Genomic DNA, 18,682 nt, shown 5'->3' on the forward strand with positions numbered 1-18,682 from the left:
AGGTAGTGCGTTGGCCGCAGGGGATTGGCCGTGAGCACGCTCGCGGAAAAGACGTGGTTTGGCCAGCCGCGCGGACTGACGATCCTGTTCCTGACCAATATGTGGGAGCTGTTTTCCTACTACGGCATGCGCACTCTGCTGGTCTATTACATGACCAAGCAGCTGCTGTTCGCACAGGAAAAAGCGTCTTTCGTCTACGGCGCTTACACCGCAATGGCCTACTTCACCCCCATCCTTGGGGGCGCCATTGCCGATCGCTGGCTGGGCAAGCGCAACGCGGTGATCATCGGCGGCAGCGTGATGGCGCTGGGCCATTTCCTGATGGCGTTCGAGCCGCTGTTCTTCGTTGCGCTGGGCACCATTGCCTTGGGCAATGGCCTGTTTCTGCCCAGTCTGCCCAGCCAGATCAACGACCTTTACCGGGCTGACGATCCTCGCCGCGGGCGCGCCTATAACGTCTATTACGTCGGCTTGAACATCGGCGGATTCATGGCGCCGCTGGTCTGCGGCACGCTCGGTGAACTCTATGGCTGGCATTACGGCTTCGGCGCAGCCGGCATTGGCATGTTCGCCGGGTTGGTCATCTACGTGCTGGGCAGGAACTATCTGCCGCCGGAGATCCGTGCAAGCCGGAGTGCCGTGCCCATTGCGGGAACGCGGGTAGATGACCAGAAAACGCTCTGGCTGCTGCTACTGGGCGTCGGCCTGGCCGTAACGGTTTTCCGTGGCGCCTATGAGCAGATCGGCAACACGTTGCCGCTGTGGATCGACGCAGGTGTGGACACGAGCTGGGGCAATGCCGTCATTCCGATGACTTGGTTCCAGTCGCTGAATCCACTGTTGGTCATCAGTATGACGCCGCTGCTGCTGTTGCATTGGCGTCGCCGCGCAGATGCCGGCAACGAGACGTCGCCGGCACGCAAGATGGCGATTGGCGCGGTAATTGTTGCATTGGCGTACCTGTTGCTTGCGACGTTGCAAGGCTGGGCCGGTGGCGACCGCCTTGCCTGGCCATGGCTGCTGCTGTTCTTCGGAATACTCACGTTGGGCGAGTTGTACATTCTGCCGACCGGCTTGGGCCTGTTCGCGCGTCTCGCACCGCCGCGATTGGGGGCTACAACCGTGGCGACGTGGTTCTTGGCAGTGTTCAGCGGCAGTCTGTTGGCCGGGGCGGTGGGCATGCTCTGGTCCTACATCAGCCATTCCGCATTCTTCCTGGTGTTGTCCGGGCTGGCGGCAATGGCCGGCGCTGTTTTGTGGATGCTGGATCGCCCCGTCCGCGGGGTGGAGGCGGGGCGCTTTGCTTCGCCTGTCTCGGCGTTAACGACGGCAGGCAAAGCGGAAACAACGTCGGCCCAGACGAATGGTGAAGCCGCTGCCGGAGTACCGGTAAGCGAGAGGGGCGAGGGCCAGCAGGCAGGACGGGTGGACCATCCCTGTTGACAATTCTCTAATTGGGATCAATAGTCCTAATCAGGATGTTTTTGCGGTCTGCATGACTGCATCAGCAGCCAGTTGGACTGCCGATTCCTCCGCGGCATGGCAGGTCCAGCGTCAACTTCCTTTGCACCCACCACTGCCCGGCAGCGGCCAAGTGCTCCACCATCCAGATGAAGAAACCGCATGCCGCAGACTCGCTTACCTATCCTCTCGACATTGAAGACGCTGCCGGAACCCTATCTGTTGTTCATGGGTGACATCACCGAGCCGGGCTACGGCAAGACGGCATTTGGGTTGCGCGACTGGGCACCTGAGCGTTGCATCGGCGAGTTCGCCTGCGATGGTGCGACGGTAAGCGCTGGGCTGCCGCGGATGACGCCTGCCGAAGCGGCGGCGCGAGGTGCGCGTTCGATGGTCATCGGCGTGGCCAACGCTGGTGGTGTCGTTTCGGACGCATGGATGGCCCCGCTACTGGAGGCGATGGAAGCCGGCCTGGACATCATCAGCGGCATGCATATGCGGCTGGGGGAGATTGAGCGCCTGCGTGAGACGGCTGCCACCCTCGGGCGCAGCCTCATCGATGTACGCGAGCCGCCGCGTGGGATTCCGTTGGCAACAGGCTTGCCCCGTAGTGGCAAGCGACTGTTGACGGTCGGCACGGACTGCGCACTCGGGAAAAAATATGCAGCCCTGGCGCTTGCCAAGGCGTTCACGCAGCGCGGTGTTGATGCGGATTTTCGCGCCAGCGGGCAGACCGGCATCTTGCTTGCCGGGCGAGGTGTCCCGATGGATGCGGTGGTTTCGGATTTTGCCGCCGGTGCCGCCGAACTGCTGTCACCCGCTGCCGCCGATGACCACTGGGATGTGATTGAAGGGCAGGGCTCGTTGTCCCATCCCGCCTATGCCGCTGTGTCGCTGGCGTTGCTGCATGGCAGCCAGCCCAACGTGATTGTGGTCTGCCATCAGCCGGGGCGCGAGAAGGTGCTCGGCCACCCGACGTTCGCGCTGCCCAGCGTCGAAGAAACCATCGAGTTGAATTTGCGGATGGGACGGCGCACCCAGCCGGCGATCCGCTGTGGCGGAATCTCGTTCAATACCTCTCATATGGAAGAGGCGCAGGCACATGCGCTGATGGCCGAGGAAAGCCTGCGGCTGGGTGTGCCGGTCGCCGATCCGATTCGTGGCGGTGACGCCTTCGCGCGCTTGGTCGACAGCTGTCTCGCATGAGGTTAGCGGTCGATCCGGCAACTGTGTCTTTCAGGGGAACATGAGATGGCAAAGGTCACCGGTTGGCGACGATTCTGGCGTTGGATGAAATGGCTCTTCCTGAGCCTGCTGGCGCTGTTGATTCTGATCATTTTCGTAGGCGTTATCTACGAGCAGCACGGGCGCCGTCACGCTAAAGCGAACTACCCGCCGCGCGGTGAACTGGTCGATGTCGGCGGCCGCAGGATGCATATTGATTGTCGCGGCACCGGGTCGCCGACAGTCATCTTCGAGTCCGGACTGGGTACAGGAGGGACGATCGATTGGACGCTGGTGCACGACAAGATCGCCGGCTTCACCCGCGCCTGTGCCTATGACCGTGCGGGCATCATGTGGAGCGATCCCAAGGACACACCGCAGCACGCGGCGACGGTGGCTGATGACCTGCATGCGTTGCTTAAAGGGGCGGGAATAACCGATCCGCTGGTGCTCGTCGGGCACTCCATCGGCGGGCCGTACACGCGGACGTATGTCGGGCGCTACGGCGATCAAGTTGCGGGGCTGGTCATGGTCGATGGTTCGCATCCCGACCAGGTTGCGCGGCTTGAGAAGGTGGTGAGCATCAAAGTTCACCCGCGACGGGCATCGTTGCTGATGCACACGGCGTCGGCGCTGTCGTGGACCGGCATTGTGCGATTCCTGGCGGCGAGGTCGAACGCCGGCGACGGAAAGCTGCCGAAGGAGTCGGTCGACCAACTGTCCGGTTACATCAATGCATCGATCAAGGGCGCGACATCCGAACTCGATGGCTTCGACGCCACAATGGCTGACGCGCGCGCGGTCCACAGTTTTGGAGACCGGCCACTGATCGTGCTGACGGCGTTGAAGCCCTTCAAGCCTGAGGAACTGGCGGCGCTTGAAATGAAGCCAGAGGACGGCGCGCGGTTCAAGCAGGAGTGGCGAACGCTTCATGCCGAGCAGACCGCTTTTTCGACGCGAGGTCGTCAGCAGATCGTGCCCGACGCCGGCCACTACATCCAGATCGACCGGCCCGATATCGTGATCGCTGCGGTCCACGAAGTGGTGAACGAAGTACGCGCCGACCAGGCCAAGTAACCGCAAACATCAAACATCAAACATCAAACGTCAACGGCGCCTCGGCGCCGGCAGGGAGAAGTAGTGATGAAACGCAAAATGCTCTTTGGTGTTGTGTCGATGTTGCTTGTCGCCAACGCGGCCGCGTCCGAATACGACATCGTGATCCGCGGCGGACGTGTGCTCGATGGCGCGGGCAATCCGTGGGTCGGCGCAGACGTGGGCGTCAAGGACGGCAGGGTGGCCAAGATCGGCCGGATTCCCGAGCGTGGCACCAAGGAGATTGATGCCAGCGGTCGCTATGTGTCACCCGGTTTCATCGACATGATGGATCAGTCGGGCCGCGTCCTGCTCCAGAACGGGCAGGCCGAGAACAAGATACGGATGGGCGTGACAACCCTTATCGGTGGCGAAGGTGGCCCGCCGGTGTCGGCAGCAGCGGAAATATCGGCGTATTTCGACAAGCTTGAGACGCAGGGAATTTCGGTCAACTTCGGCACCTACTATTCCTCGACCCAAGCCCGGGTGAAGGTGATGGGCGACGGCGCCGGGTCACCAACCGATGAGCAGCTCGAAGCCATGGGGCGTGAGGTCAAAACCGCGATGGAGGCCGGCGCGTTTGGTCTCTCCAGTGCCCTGATCTACGCACCGAGCAGTTTTCAGAGTACCTCCGACCTGATCTCGCTGGCGAAGGTGGCGGGGCAGTGCAACGGCTTCTACGCAACGCATATGCGGGACGAAAGCGAAGGCCTGGTCCAGGCGATAGAAGAAGCGATCGAGATCGGCGAGAAGGGCGGCGTCAAGGTGGAGATCTTCCATCTGAAGGCCGCGTTTGCTCCCCAGTGGGGCAAGTTGATGCCGAAGGCATTGGAGCTGATCAACGCCGCGCGTGCGCGCGGCGTCGATGTGGCCGCAGATCTGTATCCCTACACGGCGGGCGGAACCGGTTTGGAAATCATCGCGCCCAGTTGGGTGTGGGCCGATGGACTGCAGAAGGGAATTGAGCGAGTTCGTGATCCTGCGATTCGCGAGCGGATGAAAAAAGAAGTCGAAGCGGGTTCGATGCCGGGCTGGTCGAATCTGGTCCATGCATCGGGCGGCTTCCAGAATGTGCGCCTCGCCAACGGCTTCAGCGAGAAGTACAAGCAATATCACGGCAAGAGTCTGGCTGAGATCGGTGTCGCGCTGAATCGTCACCCGGCAGATGCCGCTTGGGACATCGCGCTTGAAGGGTTGCCCAACCGGTCTGTCGCGCTGTACTTCATGATCAGCGAAGAGGACATCGTCAGCGCGCTGCGGCAGCCGTGGGTGAGCATCGGCAGTGACGCGGCGGCTTCGGTAAAGCTGGGGGAATTTGATGCGCTTGGCTTGCCGCATCCGCGCGCTTACGGCACCTTCCCGCGCATCATCTCCGAGTATGTAAAGAAGCGTTCCGTCCTGTCGCTGGAGGATGCGGTGCGCAAGATGACGGGTTGGCCGGCACAGCGGATGGGGCTGACCGATCGCGGTCTGATTCGCGACGGGATGCGTGCCGACATTGTCATCTTCGATCTCGACACACTCGCCGATGGCGCCACGTGGGACGCACCGACCGCGTTGCCGACCGGCATCGAAACGGTGATCGTCAACGGCGTCGTCACGCTTGAGGGTGGCGCGCATACCGGTGCAAAGGCCGGCGCGGTGCTGCGCCATGAGTGCCCCAGCCAAGGCTGATTCCACGCAGTACTCCCGCAGCGCAGAGGCGTGCATCATGATCAAACGTAATTCCGGGCTTGGCTTTGTCGCCCTGGCACTTTCGGTATCGGTACCGGCATTTGCTGCCGCACCGCCGGTGGCGAATCTCGCCGACCTCGGCACTGCGGTGTCGGCGCAGATCGCGTGTGCGGGCATCTTCGTCGCCGATCGCAACGAGGCGGATGTGTTGCGCGACGATATCCATGCGCTGGCACCGTTCACTCAAAAGGTGACGCTGACGGTTGACCGCAAGGCGCGAACGGTCCTGGCATCCGCGCCCGATGCGACACCGCGCACCGCGCTGTATCGCCCGGTTGCCGGCTGTACGCTGCTGACCGGCGATGTCTCGACCGCCACGCTCGACGCACAGGTGGAAGGGCTTGCACCGTTGCCAGCTCAATCGGCAAGGGCCTGGCCGCTGGGTGACGCTGCCGTGCCTGCACTTCAGGCAGCAGCAGAAGCAAAGCTCGACCGGGCTGCGCTCGACAAGGCGGTAGCTGCCGCATTTGATGAGCAGAACAAGGACGGCTATCCCGATACGCGTGCGATTGTCGTCGTGCAGGGCGGTGCGATCGTTGCCGAGCGTTATGCGCCGGGTTTTGACCAGAACACCGAGCTGCTCGGCTGGTCCGCTACCAAAAGCATCATGGGCACGTTGGTCGGCATCCTGGTGGACGACGGTGTGCTTGCACTTGATGCGCCCGCACCGGTCCCGCAATGGCAGGGCAAGGGCGATCCACGTGCTGCCATCACACTGCGCCAGTTGTTGACGATGACGAGCGGCTTGGCGTTCGTTGAAAAATATGAGCCTGGCAATGACTCGATCAAGATGCTGTTCGAGTCCGGTGACATGGGCGCGATGGCCGCCGAACTTCCGCTTGAGCACGCGCCCGGGACGCACTGGAGCTATTCATCGGGCACCACCAACATCCTGTCGCGGATCGCGTTTCAAGCCACGGGCGGTACCTTGCAGAGCATGGTCCGCTTTGCGCAGGAGCGGTTGTTCGAGCCGGCTGGCATGACCAGTGCACTGATCGAGCCGGATGAGGCTGGCGTCATGATGGGCAGCTCCTATGCCTACGCGACTGCACGTGACTGGGCGCGTTATGGGGTGCTGCATCTCAACCACGGCAACGCGGGAGGCAGGCAAGTGCTATCGCAGAAATGGTTGGACTTCGCGCAGACGCCAACGCCGGTAGCGCCGCAGCCTTTCTATGGCGCGCAGCTGTGGCTGAATGTTGCCGAGGCCGACGGTGAGCGTAGGAAGCTGTTCGCGGATGTGCCGGCCGATGCCGTCATGGCACGGGGCCACAACTTCCAGATTGTCGCGTCGATCCCTTCGCAGGATGCGGTGATTGTTCGTCTGGGTTGGACGCCGGAGGGGCACAAGTTCGACTGGAATAAATATGTCTCGCAGATCGCCGCCGCGCTTGCGCCCGCCACACCCACGCGTTGACACCGTGGATGAAGGACAAACCTTGATGACTACGCACACGCCTCTCTCGCTCGATCTTGCAGTCGAGCACTTTCCACTGGCCAAACCTTTCCGCATTTCCGGGCATGTCTTCACCGAAGCCCAGGTGGTCGTGGTCACGTTATCGGACGGCCTGCATGTCGGGCGTGGTGAAGCGTCCGGCGTCTATTACCTGGGCGACGATGTTGCCGCGATGACGGCTGCGATTGAAGGTGTGCGTGCTGCGGTGACGGCGGGCATCACCCGCGAAAAATTGCGAAACGTGCTGCCGGCCGGTGGCGCCCGCAATGCGATCGATGCTGCGCTGTGGGAGCTCGAAGCGCGGAGCAGCGGCGTGTCCGTTCGGCAACTGGCCGGGCTTGCTGAAGTACGCCCGTTGCTGACGACCTTCACCCTCGGAGCCGATGATCCCCAGGTGATGGCGCAGGGCGCGCGTGACTATGCACAGGCGCGCGCGCTGAAGCTGAAGCTCACTGGTGATCTCGATCTGGATATCGCCCGTGTGCAGGCGGTGCGGAAAGCGCGGCCTGACTGCTGGATCGGGGTCGATGCCAACCAAGGGTTTGTGATCGGCGACCTCGACAGGCTGGTTGCCGCGCTCGTTGCGGCCGACGTCAAACTGCTTGAGCAGCCACTGGCACGCGGCCGTGAAGCCGACCTTGCCGGTTACCAGTGCCCGATTCCGTTGGCGGCCGATGAAAGCGTGCTGGTACTGGACGACATCGATGCGCTGGTCGGGCGGTTCAACGTGGTCAACATCAAGCTCGACAAATGCGGCGGGCTGACCGAAGGGCTGGCGATGACCAAGCGCGCGCGCGAACTCGGGCTCGGGGTGATGGTCGGCAATATGGTCGGTTCCAGTTTGGCGATGGCGCCTGCTTTCATCCTTGGTCAGCTCTGCGACATCGTCGATCTCGACGGACCGATATTCCTTGCTGCCGACCGCAGTCCGTCGATCGAGTATGCCGATGGCAATGCGTGGTGCGCCGAAGCGATCTGGGGCCGTCAAAGTGATTGATTGCGGCAACAGAATCGGGAGAAACGACATGAAGACGAAAGCACTGGCCGGTTTGGTTCTGATCGCCATGGCCCAGTCGGCGGTGGCGCTGGACGAACCGGTGCCGGCGGCCACCACCTATATCTACGCCGGGCGGCTATTGGCCGATCCGGCCAGCGGCAAGGTAGAAACAAACAAGACGATTGTCGTCGAGGCTGGGAAGATTGCCGCTATCCGCGACGGCTTTGTCGGCGTTGGCAACATCGTGGATCTCCGCGACAAGTTTGTCATGCCCGGCCTCATCGACAGCCACGTCCACCTGACGTTTGAATCCGGCCCGACCAATCGCCTTGATGCGGTGACCAAATCGGCTGTCGACCAGGCCTTCGATGGCGTGGTCTTTGCCAAGCGAACGGTGCGCGCCGGATTCACCACCGTGGTCGATCTGGGCTCCGAGCCGCAAGCGATCAATGCGCTGCGCGATGCGATTGCCACGGGCAAGGTGACGGGGCCGAGGATCATTGCGGCAGGTGCCGTTGCGGCGCACGGCGGTCATGGCGATATTCACGGCTATCGGCAGGAAATTCTCGACGTGTTTCGCGCGCCAACCCTGTGCTCGGGTGCCGATGATTGCGCGCGTGCGGTACGCGTAGCGGTGCAACAAGGCGCTGACGTCATCAAGACCGCCTCCACGGGCGGGGTGTTGTCCAACACTGCGGCTGGGCTGGGCCAGCAGATGAGCGATGCGGAGCTGGTCGCGATTGTCGAGACGGCACACCGGCTCGGACGGAAAGTGGCCTCGCACGCGCATGGGACCGATGGGGTCAATGCCGCGTTGCGTGCGGGCGTCGATTCGGTCGAACACGGTACGTATCTGGATGCGGAGTCGATCCGTTTGTTCAAGCTCAAAGGAAGCTATCTGGTGCCAACGCTGCTCGCCGGTGACACCGTCACGCGGCAGGCCGTGGATGCGGCGTGGATGCCTACAGCGGTTCGTGCCAAAGCACAGGCGCTGGGTCCGTTGATGATCGATGCGCTGCAGCGTGCGCACCGTGGCGGTGTGTCCATCGCGTTCGGCACCGATTCGGCGGTGTCTGCGCACGGTGAGAATGCACGCGAATTTGCCTTGATGGTGAAGGCAGGACTCACCCCATTGGAGGCGATCAAATCGGCGACTGTTTGGGGCGCTACGCATACGGGCCTTGATGGCGAGATCGGCAGCCTTGAAGCAGGTAAGTCGGCTGACATCGTCGCGGTCGATGGCGATCCGCTGACAGATGTACGTCGTCTTGAAACCGTGGCCTTCGTCATGGCACGCGGCGTCGTGGTGAGGGCGGCCGACGAGTAAGCATCCTCCGCGTAACGCTTGGATTTCTGTCTGGGGTTCTGTGGCTTCCAGATAGATCTCATATTCAAAAACTGAAATTCATCGAATGAGAAGCAGGGGAATCGAGATGTGGGCGAAGAAGCTGTTGTTGACGTTGCTGCCGTTGGTCCTGGCGATCGGGACTGCGGCATCCGAACCGGTTGCACCGCATGAACCTGTCGTCGCGCCCGGCCCGGTACCGGGAACACCACTGGCGGAGCCGCCAGCAGAATCATTGCCGTCGTTGACAGCGCATGACGTCGATAGTTGGCTCGACGGCTTCTTGCCCTATGCGCTCGGCAAGGGCGATCTCGTCGGCGCCGTCGTGGTGGTGGTCAAGGATGGCAAGGTGCTGACCCAACGCGGTTTTGGCTATGCCGATTACGCCGCGCGCAGGCCGGTTGATCCCGACAAAACTCTTTTCCGCCCCGGTTCGGTGTCGAAGCTGATCACCTGGACGGCGGTCATGCAGCAGGTGGAAGCCGGCAAGATCGATCTTGACGCGGATATCAATGCCTATCTCGATTTCAACGTCCCGCTGAAGGACGGCAAACCGGCCACGATGCGCCAGTTGATGACGCATACGTCGGGGTTCGAGGAGCATGGTCGGGCCATCATGTTCGAGGATCCGAAGTATCACGTTCCGCTGGGTGACTATCTGAAAAACGGGGTTCCGGCGCGCATCTACGCAGCGGGAACAACACCGTCCTATTCCAACTACGCCACCGCGTTGGCTGGCTACATCGTCGAACGCGTCTCAGGCATGTCGTTCGACGACTATGTTGAACAGCGCATCTTCCAGCCGCTCGGCATGACGAGCTCGACCTTCCGCCAGCCGCTGCCTGCTGCCTTCCAGGCGGATATCGCGACGGGCTATCGCACGCTTTCGGCGGGGCCCGCGAACTTTGAAATTGTCGGCCCATCGCCGGCTGGCGGACTCTCCTCGACGGGTGCGGACATGGCCAAGTTCATGATCGCTCACCTGAACCAGGGCGCCGGTGTGCTGAAGCCCGAAACCGCGCGGGTGATGCATGACACGCCACTCACCCTGCTGCCACCGCTCAACCGGATGGAGCTCGGTTTTTTTGAAACCAACATCAACGGCCGCCAAGTAATCGGGCATCTGGGCGACACGCAACTTTTCCACACGGCGCTGCATCTGTTCGTTGACGACAATGTTGGTCTCTACCTGTCGTTCAATGCGACGGGCGAGCAGGGCGCAGCTGGCCCCTTGCGCAAGGCCGTGTTCGAACAGTTTGCCGATCGCTACCTGCCGGGCAATGCAATGCCCGATACCCGTGTCGATGCCAAGACCGCTGCTGAGCATGCGCGGATGATGGCCGGCAGCTGGATCAACAGCCGTCGCGCCGAGACCAACTTCTTCTCGATCGTGGCGTTGCTGAAGCAGGTAAAGGTCAGCGCCAATGCAAAGGGCGAGCTTATCGTGCCGGTTGCGCGTGACTTGAACGGCAAGCCGATCAAATGGGTCGAGGTCGCACCCTTTGTCTGGCACAACGTCGATGGGCATGAACGACTCGCCGCGAAGGTGGAGGGCGGCAAGGTTGTGCGATGGAGCATGGACGGGATGTCTCCCTTCATGGTCTTCGACCGCGCACCTGCCGGGAAATCCTCCGCATGGATTGTTCCCGCGTTCTTCCTGAGCGTGGCGATCCTGCTGATCACGTTGCTGCAATGGCCGGTGTCGGCAGTGATACGCCGTTACTACAAGAAGCCGTTGACGCTTGAGCGTGGTGCCTTGCGCGCCTATCGCGGTGTGCGGGTGGGTGCCGGTCTGGTGCTGGGGTTGATAGTGGCTTGGCTGGTCAGCATCGCCAAGTTCAAACCCATTCCTTCCTACGACACATGGCTGTGGATGCTGCAGATTGGCGGCTTGATCATTCTGTTGGGCGGCGTTCTGCTCGCGGCGTGGAACCTTCGCATCGTGCTGCGTGACCGTCGCGGCGGGCTGCGGTCGATCTGGGCGCTGCTGATCCTGTTCGCGATGATCATGTCGTTGTATCTGGCGTGGGCCAGTGGCCTCATCTCCATGACGATGAACTACTGATGTCGCGCCTGAAGATGAAAGTGGCGGTCGAGACGCTTCGTCTCGCCGCACCGTTCCGGATTTCGGGCCATGTATTCGACTCCCGCGATGCGATTGTCGTCACCCTCGACGACGGTGCGCATGTCGGGCGCGGAGAGGCCACCGGCGTCTATTACATAGGCGATGATCTCGATCACATGCTCGCGGCGCTTGAGCTGGCCCGCGACGCGATCCAAGCCCATCCGTCCCGCGACGAGTTGCGATCCATCATGCCTCCGGGCGGCGCGCGCAATGCGGTGGATGCCGCCTTGTGGGAACTGGAATCGAAACAGTCGGGAAAGCCGGTCTGGGCGCTGGCCGGACTCGACCCGCTGCGGCCGTTGCGAACGACGTTCACGCTTGGCGCCGACGAGCCCGTAAAGATGGCGGAGCAGGCCGTGGCCTGGCGCCAGGCGCGCTCGATCAAGGTCAAGCTCACCGGCGATCTCGATCTTGATATCGCACGGGTGAATGCAATCCGTGCGGCACGCGGCGATGTGTGGCTGGGTGTCGATGCGAATCAGGGGTTTTCGATCGGGGATATGGACGCGCTCGTTGCGGCGATGGTTGCAGCCAATGTTTCGCTGATCGAGCAACCGCTGGCACGCGGACAGGAAGCCAATCTCGACGGTTATCGCTCGCCTATTCCTCTGGCCGCCGACGAAAGTGCGCTCACGCTGAGCGATGTCGCCGGACTGCGCGGCCGCTTCGATGTGGTCAACATCAAACTCGACAAGTGCGGTGGACTGACCGAGGCGCTGATGATCGCCGCTGCGGCGAGTGAGGCCGGGCTGGGTGTAATGGTTGGTTGCATGGTGTGCAGCAGCCTGGGTGCCGCGCCAGGCTTTGTGGTCGGCCAGCTGTGTGACCTGGTCGATCTCGACGGGCCGACCTTCCTGAAGCAGGACCGGACGCCGGGTGTCATCTATCGCGATGGCACGATCTGGTGTGACGAAGCGGTGTGGGGTGCTCGCCCCGGTTCCTTGTCTGACGCCTCCCATTGAAGCCTGTGAGCGCTCGCTTGAGCGCCCTTTTACTTGTAGGCCCCCTGCACTCCGGCAGGATTGACAATTCTCTGATTAGGATTAATGTGTCCTGAACTGGATTGTTTGTCACATTTGTCACTGTTCCATCGCCGCCGTTTTCTGCTCACCCGCAACGGCCGCGCAGCGCCCCCCCACTGTATTCGGCTCTATCTCCGCGGATTTCTTCCTCTGATACCGAGACGTAACCACAATGAACAACTGCTCGCCCCGAATGTCCGTTTTGTCGCAGGCCTGCATTGCAGGCGTGCTGGCTTTGGCCTGTAGCGCAACGGCACTGGCGCAGGATGCGGCCACCGAGACCAGCCGCGAGGCGGTGCATACGCTCGATGCGGTGACCGCGACCGCGCAGAAGCGCGTGGAGGTGGTGACCGAGGTCCCGATGGCGATCAGCGTCCTCGGTGAAGAGGAACTCGACCGTCTGCAGGTCAACAACATCAACAACCTTGCCGGCCTGATTCCCGGTCTGCAGGTGTCCAGCCTCGGCTCACCGGGCCGGTCGATGATTGCGATCCGCGGCATCATGCCGATGGGAAACACCGCCTCAACCTCGATCTATGTCGATGACGTGCCGCTGACTCCGAACGGTTCGCTATCCGGTGCGACCTCGGGCATGTTCGACCTGCTCCCTTACGACGTGCAATCCGTCGAAGTGCTGCGCGGTCCACAAGGAACGCTATACGGTGCCAGTGCGTTGGGCGGCGTGGTGAAGTACGTGACCAAGCGGCCGGACCTGGAGAACTTCGAGGGCCGGGTCGGCGGCACCATCAGCGTCATCGATGATGGTGGCGGTGTGGGGCACGCCGGTCGCGCCGCGATCAATGCACCGCTGGTGGAGGGTAAGCTGGGGCTGCGGATCAGCTATGCCGAGCAGACCACGCCGGGCTGGATTGACAACGCGGTGGTGGGTCGCCGCGATACCAACGACGTGCGTCAGAACGCCGGCCGTCTTGCGCTGGCGTGGAAGCCAAGCGATACGGTCGAGGTGCTGTTGACCGCGCTGAGCCAGAAGAACAAGGGCGACAACTTCGGTGCGGTCGCGTTGGACCCGGTCACCTTCAAGCCGAAGCTGCCGGGCTATGCCAACGAATTCTTTTTGCTGCAGCCGAGCAGCATCGATTACGACGTCTACGGGTTGAGTGTGGACTGGGATCTGGGCTGGGCCGATTTCAACTCGTCCAGCAGCTGGATGAAATCCAACGCCTGGCGTTTGACGGACCTGTCGGCCGAATACATTCCGCTACTGGGACAGAAGCCCGGTGTTGGCCCGGCGATGGCCTATGCCACGCTCGACACCGACATCGAGCTGACCAAGTGGACCCAGGAATTCCGCCTGACCTCCAAGGGCGAAGGGCGCCTGCAATGGCAGCTCGGCGGCTTCTATACCGATGAAGACTCCTCCTACGTCGAGGACGGCGCCGCGCTGAACCCGGCCGGCAAGCCCTTGATGAGCCTGTTCACCGCGTCGGTGCTGAGCACTTACAAAGAGAAGGCGCTGTTCGGTAACGCCACCTGGAAGTTCACGGATAAGTTCGACCTCTCGCTGGGTGTACGCCGCGCGGAGAACGACCAGGAGTTCAAGCAGACACTTGGCGGCCCGTTGGGTGGCGATGGTGTGCAAAGGACCACCCGGTCTTCGGAAGGCGTGACCACCTGGAGTGCCAGTCCGCGCCTGTTCTTCGGCAAGGACAGCATGGCCTACCTGCGCGTGGCGACCGGCTACCGCGCAGGCGGCCCCAATCCCGTCGTACTCGGCGCGCCCGAAGTGCCGTCGCAGGTGAACTCGGACACCCTGACCAACTACGAAATCGGCCTGAAGACCCATCTTTGGGACCGCCGAGCGCTGTTGGAAATGGCGGCATTCCGGATCGACTGGGAGGACATCCGCCTGAGCCTGGTGACCGCACAGGGCATTGCCTATGGCGTCAACGGCGGCACCGCGCGCAGCGAAGGCGTGGAATTCACCGGCACGGTGATGCCAGTCGACGGCCTGCGCCTGAGCGGGAGCATGACCTACACCGATGCCAAGCTGACCTCGCCATTCCCGGGCCAGGCCGCAGCCGGCGATCCGTTGCCTCAGGTGCCGGAATGGGCCGGCAGCCTGCAGGCCAATTACCAGTTCCCGATACGCGGTGGCTGGGGCTGGAGTGTGGGCGGCGCGCTGCGTTACTACGGTGAGCGCGAGGCATCGGTCGCACCTGCATTGTCGATCGAGCTGCCCGGCTACACCTCGCTGGACCTCAATGCGGAACTGAGCAACGAGAATACGACGTTCCGTTTCTTCGTCACCAACGCCACCAACGAAGCTGTCTACGTCGCTGCGGGCCGCACCATGTATGCCTCCGCGGTGCTGACCCGCTGGAACGGTGTGATGATGCAACCGCGTACAGTCGGTGTGTCGTTCGACTACCGGTTCTGATCGGCTTCCGATCACATGTCGTAGCGCTGTTGTGCACAGAACACAGGCGCCTGCTTCGGCAGGCGGCCTGTCCGGAGTGATGGCTCTCGAAGGATTCTGATATGAAGTTGATGTTGGCGTTGTCCCCATGCGTGGGCGCTGTAATCAACGTGTGCATGGGTGTGTCATGAGCACCGCGTCCTCATGGTTTCAGCGCTATCTGCTGCCGGGTTTCGTATTCCAGGCGGCAGTGATTGCCGGTGGCTATGCCACCGGGCGCGAGTTGGTGGAGTTCTTCATGCCGGCCGGTCCTTGGGGTGGCCTGCTGGCCATGCTGGTGAGCATGCTGGTGTGGAGCGCAGTGCTGATGGTCAGCTTCGAGTTGGCGCGGTCCGCACGCGCCTACGACTACCGATCATTCTTCAAGGTGCTTCTCGGCCGCGGCTGGTTCCTGTTCGAGATCGGCTATTTCCTGCTGATCATCATCATCATGGCGGTCATGGGCGCAGCGGCGGGGGAAATCGCCCATAGTCTGTTCGGACTGCCGAAACTGGTCGGTTCGCTGGGCATGATTGCGGCCACCGGTGCGATGTTGGTTTTCAGCAGTACGGTGATCGAGAAGTTCCTCACCCTGTCGGTGGGCTACCTGTATCTGGTCTACGTCATATTCGTGGTGTGGAGCGTGATCGCGTTCGGCGACCGCATCGAGGCCAACTTCGCGACGGCGACGGGCGACGGCAGCTGGTTCAAAGCCGGCGTCAGCTATGCCGGGTACAACGTCGCCACGATCCCTGCAGTGCTGTTCTGCATCCGCCATTTAACCCAGCGTCGCGAGGCACTTGTGGCCGGGGCGCTTGCCGGTCCGTTGGGCATGTTGCCGGGCGTGGTGTTCTACATCGCGATGATGGGCTACTACCATGAGATCGGTGCCGAGGCGCTGCCTTCCGCTTTCCTGCTGGCCAAGCTGCATGCACCCTGGTTCGAATGGGCATTCCAGATTGCGGTGATGCTGACCCTGGTGGATACCGGTGTGGCGCTGCTGCACGCAATCAATGAGCGGGTGGCGAAATCCTACGAGGAGCGTCAACAGCCAATGCCGCAGGCATTGCGCCCGGCGATTGCGATAACCGTGATGCTGCTCGCGGTGTACGCCGCCACCGCCGTCGGTCTGATCGAGCTGATCGAAAAAGGGTATGGCACGCTGACTTGGTTCTTCCTGGCGATCTACGTGCTGCCGTTACTGACCTGGGGCGTCTGGCTGCTGTGGCGGCGCCGTCAGTACGTCAGCGCGGGTTCGGCGAGCGGCGCATGAGGCAGGGGCATCTTTGTGCCCTTGCTGGCAATGGTCGACGTTTGCATGGTTGGGGCGTAGATCCAGGTATCGAGGCAGGCTGACGTTCGACGTTGATCTGGAGCGAGCAAGGCTTGCCCTGCGGTGGGTCGGGCAGGAAACAAAGGGGCCGCCTCCCAGGGTGACCTCTTTGCCTGCATAGCCTGGTACATCCGGCGTAGCAGGTCTTTTCGGGAGGCTGCGCCGTCCCACCAGCTTTGCCGGCGGTCGAACCCGTTGGGGCTCTCGTCGCCCATGCTGTCCCCCGAATAAAAGAAAAGGCCACCCGATGGGCGGCCTTTTCTTTTTTATCTGGCGGAGAGAGGGGGATTCGAACCCCCGAAGCGCGGTTTAGACGCTTACACACTTTCCAGGCGTGCTCCTTCAACCACTCGGACACCTCTCCGGATCCTGCCGCTGTAACACCTCAGCAGGGGCGCAGATTCTATCGGGCTTGGTGCAATGCCACAAGCACCTCCTGCATGGGTGCTGGCGGACGGGTGGGGCATGGCACAATGGGGACTCAGATGAAGACGGTTGCCTGATGTCCTATCTCGTCCTTGCCCGCAAGTGGCGTCCGAAGCGTTTTGCCGAGCTGGTGGGCCAGGAGCACGTGGTCCGCGCGCTGAGCAATGCGCTGGACAGTGGCCGCGTCCACCATGCCTTCCTGTTTACCGGTACTCGCGGGGTCGGCAAAACCACCATTGCCCGCATCTTCGCCAAATCGCTGAACTGCGAGCAGGGCACCAGTGCCGACCCGTGCGGCCAGTGCCGGGCCTGCCTGGATATCGATGCCGGCCGCTATATCGACCTGCTGGAAATCGACGCCGCGTCCAATACCGGTGTGGATGACGTGCGCGAGGTGATCGAGAACGCCCAGTACATGCCCTCTCGCGGCAAGTACAAGGTCTACCTGATCGACGAAGTGCACATGCTCTCCAAGGCGGCGTTCAATGCGCTGCTCAAGACGCTGGAAGAACCGCCGGAGCATGTGAAGTTCCTGCTGGCCACCACTGATCCGCAGAAACTGCCGGTCACGGTGCTCAGCCGCTGCCTGCAGTTCAACCTCAAGCGGTTGGACGAGGAGCAGATCCAGGGGCAGATGAAGCGGATCATGACCGCCGAGGAAATCGAGTTCGACGACAGCGCCATCGTGCAGTTGGCACACGCGGCCGATGGCTCGCTGCGTGACGGCCTGTCGCTGCTGGACCAGTCCATCGCCTATGCCGGCGGCGCGCTGCGCGACGACGTGGTGCGCGCCATGCTGGGCACCGTGGACCGCACGCAAGTGTCGGCCATGCTCGATGCGCTGACCGATGGCGATGGCAGCCGCCTGTTGCAGGTGGTGGCGACGCTGGCCGAATTCTCACCGGATTGGAGTGGCGTGCTGGACGCGCTGGCCGAAGGCCTGCATCGCATTCAGGTGCAGCAACTGGTGCCGGGCGCCGTGGTACCGGGTGAAGGTATCGACTCGGTCGCCTTCGCACAGCGTTTGCGCCCAGAAGTGGTGCAGCTCTGGTACCAGATGGCGCTGAGTGGTCGTCGCGACCTGCACCTTGCGCCCAGCCCGCGTGCCGGTTTTGAAATGGCCGTGCTGCGCATGCTGGCGTTCCGCCCGTCCGGCGCTGTGCCTGCGGTGCCGGAAGGTTCGGGTCAGGGTGCTGGCGCCGGTGGTGTTGCGCCGGTTGCTACCGGAACAGGTGTTGCCGCCTCGGCCGCAGCCAGCCCCGCCCCGGTCACCAAGGCAATTGAACCTGCGCCCCAGCCGGTGGCTGTCGCACCCATAGTGCCTCCCGTTGAAGTGGCTGCGCCGGTGCCCGAGGTTGTGCAGAAATCGCCGACACCGACACCGACACCGACACCAGCTCCCGCCGCATCTGCCGAGAAGCCGCGTGCTGCTGCGGACGATCTGCCGCCTTGGGAGACGGACGCTGCCCAAGCCAATGCGCGGGACGAAGCCATGGCCATGGAAATGGCCGGGTCTGAAGAAGTTGAGCCTGAGCCGCTCAAGGCCGCGCCGGTACGCCCGGCGCCACCGGTCGCAACAGCGCCGGCACCTGCAGCTGCCCCTGCGCGACCGACTGGCATCGCGATCGAGCCGAGCACGCCGGTTGCTGGCCGTGCGCTGGAAAGCGCCGAGCAGTGGTTGGATCTGGTGGATGACAGTGGTCTGTCAGGTCCGTCGCGCGAGCTGGCGGCCAATTGCGCATTCGTCAATTTCCAGCACGGCGTGCTGCGTCTGGGGCTGATGCCGGGCTTTGAATATCTGCAGTCCGAACGTGCGCTGACCGCGTTGGCGCAGGCGCTCTCGCAGGCATTGGGTAGCACACCTAAAATCGTGATTGAAACCGGCAACGTCCAGGCCGAGACGTTGCATGAGCGCGCTGACCGTCAGCGCGGTGAACAACAAGTTGCGGCCGAAGCCGTTTTCATGGCCGACCCGCAGGTGCAGCAGCTGATCCAGCAGGGCGCCCGGGTTGTGGCCGATTCCATCCGTCCATTCAAAGAGTAAGCAA

12 protein-coding genes and 1 tRNA gene are annotated in these 18,682 nt (G+C 62.5%); 12 read left to right on the forward strand and 1 reads right to left on the reverse strand.

Annotation, left to right across the window (positions count from 1 at the left end):
• The first annotated feature begins 30 nt into the window (after positions 1 to 30).
• The 11 genes from PAN08_RS04720 (at position 31) to PAN08_RS04770 (ending at position 16,148) form a co-directional block, all read left to right on the forward strand.
• Positions 31 to 1,443: a peptide MFS transporter gene (locus tag PAN08_RS04720; RefSeq protein WP_269790340.1), complete on the forward strand. Its 1,413-nt coding sequence runs from the start codon at positions 31 to 33 to the stop codon at positions 1,441 to 1,443.
• A 180-nt stretch (positions 1,444 to 1,623) separates the two neighbouring features.
• Complete coding sequence (locus tag PAN08_RS04725; protein WP_269790341.1) at positions 1,624 to 2,667, forward strand: DUF1611 domain-containing protein; 1,044 nt, start codon at positions 1,624 to 1,626, stop codon at positions 2,665 to 2,667.
• A 45-nt stretch (positions 2,668 to 2,712) separates the two neighbouring features.
• A complete protein-coding gene (locus PAN08_RS04730) occupies positions 2,713 to 3,762 on the forward strand; it encodes an alpha/beta hydrolase (RefSeq protein ID WP_269790342.1) in 1,050 nt (349 codons plus the stop codon).
• 66 nt (positions 3,763 to 3,828) lie between these two features.
• Positions 3,829 to 5,454 carry a D-aminoacylase gene (locus tag PAN08_RS04735; RefSeq protein ID WP_269790343.1) on the forward strand — a complete coding sequence of 542 codons (1,626 nt, stop codon included), beginning with the start codon at positions 3,829 to 3,831 and terminating at the stop codon, positions 5,452 to 5,454.
• 37 nt (positions 5,455 to 5,491) lie between these two features.
• Positions 5,492 to 6,931: a serine hydrolase gene (locus PAN08_RS04740; RefSeq protein WP_269790344.1), complete on the forward strand. Its 1,440-nt coding sequence runs from the start codon at positions 5,492 to 5,494 to the stop codon at positions 6,929 to 6,931.
• Positions 6,932 to 6,956: 25 nt separating this feature from the next.
• Complete coding sequence (locus PAN08_RS04745) at positions 6,957 to 7,967, forward strand: dipeptide epimerase (protein ID WP_269790345.1); 1,011 nt, start codon at positions 6,957 to 6,959, stop codon at positions 7,965 to 7,967.
• 28 nt (positions 7,968 to 7,995) lie between these two features.
• A complete protein-coding gene (locus PAN08_RS04750; RefSeq protein WP_269790346.1) occupies positions 7,996 to 9,294 on the forward strand; it encodes an amidohydrolase family protein in 1,299 nt (432 codons plus the stop codon).
• Between the two features lie 106 nt (positions 9,295 to 9,400).
• On the forward strand, positions 9,401 to 11,377 hold the full coding sequence (locus PAN08_RS04755) for a serine hydrolase domain-containing protein (protein ID WP_269790347.1): 1,977 nt from the start codon (positions 9,401 to 9,403) through the stop codon (positions 11,375 to 11,377).
• Positions 11,377 to 12,399, forward strand: coding sequence for a dipeptide epimerase (locus PAN08_RS04760; RefSeq protein ID WP_269790348.1), 1,023 nt, complete (start codon positions 11,377 to 11,379; stop codon positions 12,397 to 12,399). Before PAN08_RS04755 ends, PAN08_RS04760 begins: the two co-directional genes overlap by 1 nt.
• Positions 12,400 to 12,652: 253 nt before the next feature.
• Positions 12,653 to 14,857 carry a TonB-dependent receptor gene (locus PAN08_RS04765; protein WP_269790349.1) on the forward strand — a complete coding sequence of 735 codons (2,205 nt, stop codon included), beginning with the start codon at positions 12,653 to 12,655 and terminating at the stop codon, positions 14,855 to 14,857.
• A gap of 166 nt (positions 14,858 to 15,023) precedes the next feature.
• Positions 15,024 to 16,148, forward strand: a complete 1,125-nt coding sequence (locus PAN08_RS04770) for a hypothetical protein (RefSeq protein WP_269790350.1) — start codon at positions 15,024 to 15,026, stop codon at positions 16,146 to 16,148.
• Between the two features lie 331 nt (positions 16,149 to 16,479).
• On the opposite strand, the gene PAN08_RS04775 is transcribed toward PAN08_RS04770, so the two are convergent.
• Positions 16,480 to 16,572 (reverse strand) — tRNA-Ser (locus PAN08_RS04775).
• Between the two features lie 138 nt (positions 16,573 to 16,710).
• On the opposite strand from PAN08_RS04775, the gene dnaX reads away from it, so the two are divergent.
• Entirely contained in the window at positions 16,711 to 18,678 is a 1,968-nt protein-coding gene (dnaX, locus tag PAN08_RS04780; protein ID WP_269790351.1) for a DNA polymerase III subunit gamma/tau, read from the forward strand.
• Positions 18,679 to 18,682 lie beyond the last annotated feature (4 nt).

Source organism: Stenotrophomonas sp. Iso1 (assembly GCF_027497995.1).
GTDB lineage: Bacteria > Pseudomonadota > Gammaproteobacteria > Xanthomonadales > Xanthomonadaceae > Stenotrophomonas.

Excerpts from the sequence above, each read along its gene's own strand:
- PAN08_RS04740 (WP_269790344.1), top strand. The coding sequence starts at position 5,492 with ATGATCAAACGTAATTCCGGGCTTGGCTTTGTCGCCCTGGCACTTTCG.
- PAN08_RS04735 (WP_269790343.1), top strand. The coding sequence starts at position 3,829 with ATGAAACGCAAAATGCTCTTTGGTGTTGTGTCGATGTTGCTTGTCGCC.
- dnaX (WP_269790351.1), top strand. The coding sequence starts at position 16,711 with ATGTCCTATCTCGTCCTTGCCCGCAAGTGGCGTCCGAAGCGTTTTGCC.
- PAN08_RS04725 (WP_269790341.1), top strand. The coding sequence starts at position 1,624 with ATGCCGCAGACTCGCTTACCTATCCTCTCGACATTGAAGACGCTGCCG.
- PAN08_RS04770 (WP_269790350.1), top strand. The coding sequence starts at position 15,024 with ATGAGCACCGCGTCCTCATGGTTTCAGCGCTATCTGCTGCCGGGTTTC.
- PAN08_RS04755 (WP_269790347.1), top strand. The coding sequence starts at position 9,401 with ATGTGGGCGAAGAAGCTGTTGTTGACGTTGCTGCCGTTGGTCCTGGCG.
- PAN08_RS04750 (WP_269790346.1), top strand. The coding sequence starts at position 7,996 with ATGAAGACGAAAGCACTGGCCGGTTTGGTTCTGATCGCCATGGCCCAG.
- PAN08_RS04730 (WP_269790342.1), top strand. The coding sequence starts at position 2,713 with ATGGCAAAGGTCACCGGTTGGCGACGATTCTGGCGTTGGATGAAATGG.
- PAN08_RS04765 (WP_269790349.1), top strand. The coding sequence starts at position 12,653 with ATGTCCGTTTTGTCGCAGGCCTGCATTGCAGGCGTGCTGGCTTTGGCC.
- PAN08_RS04745 (WP_269790345.1), top strand. The coding sequence starts at position 6,957 with ATGACTACGCACACGCCTCTCTCGCTCGATCTTGCAGTCGAGCACTTT.
- PAN08_RS04760 (WP_269790348.1), top strand. The coding sequence starts at position 11,377 with ATGTCGCGCCTGAAGATGAAAGTGGCGGTCGAGACGCTTCGTCTCGCC.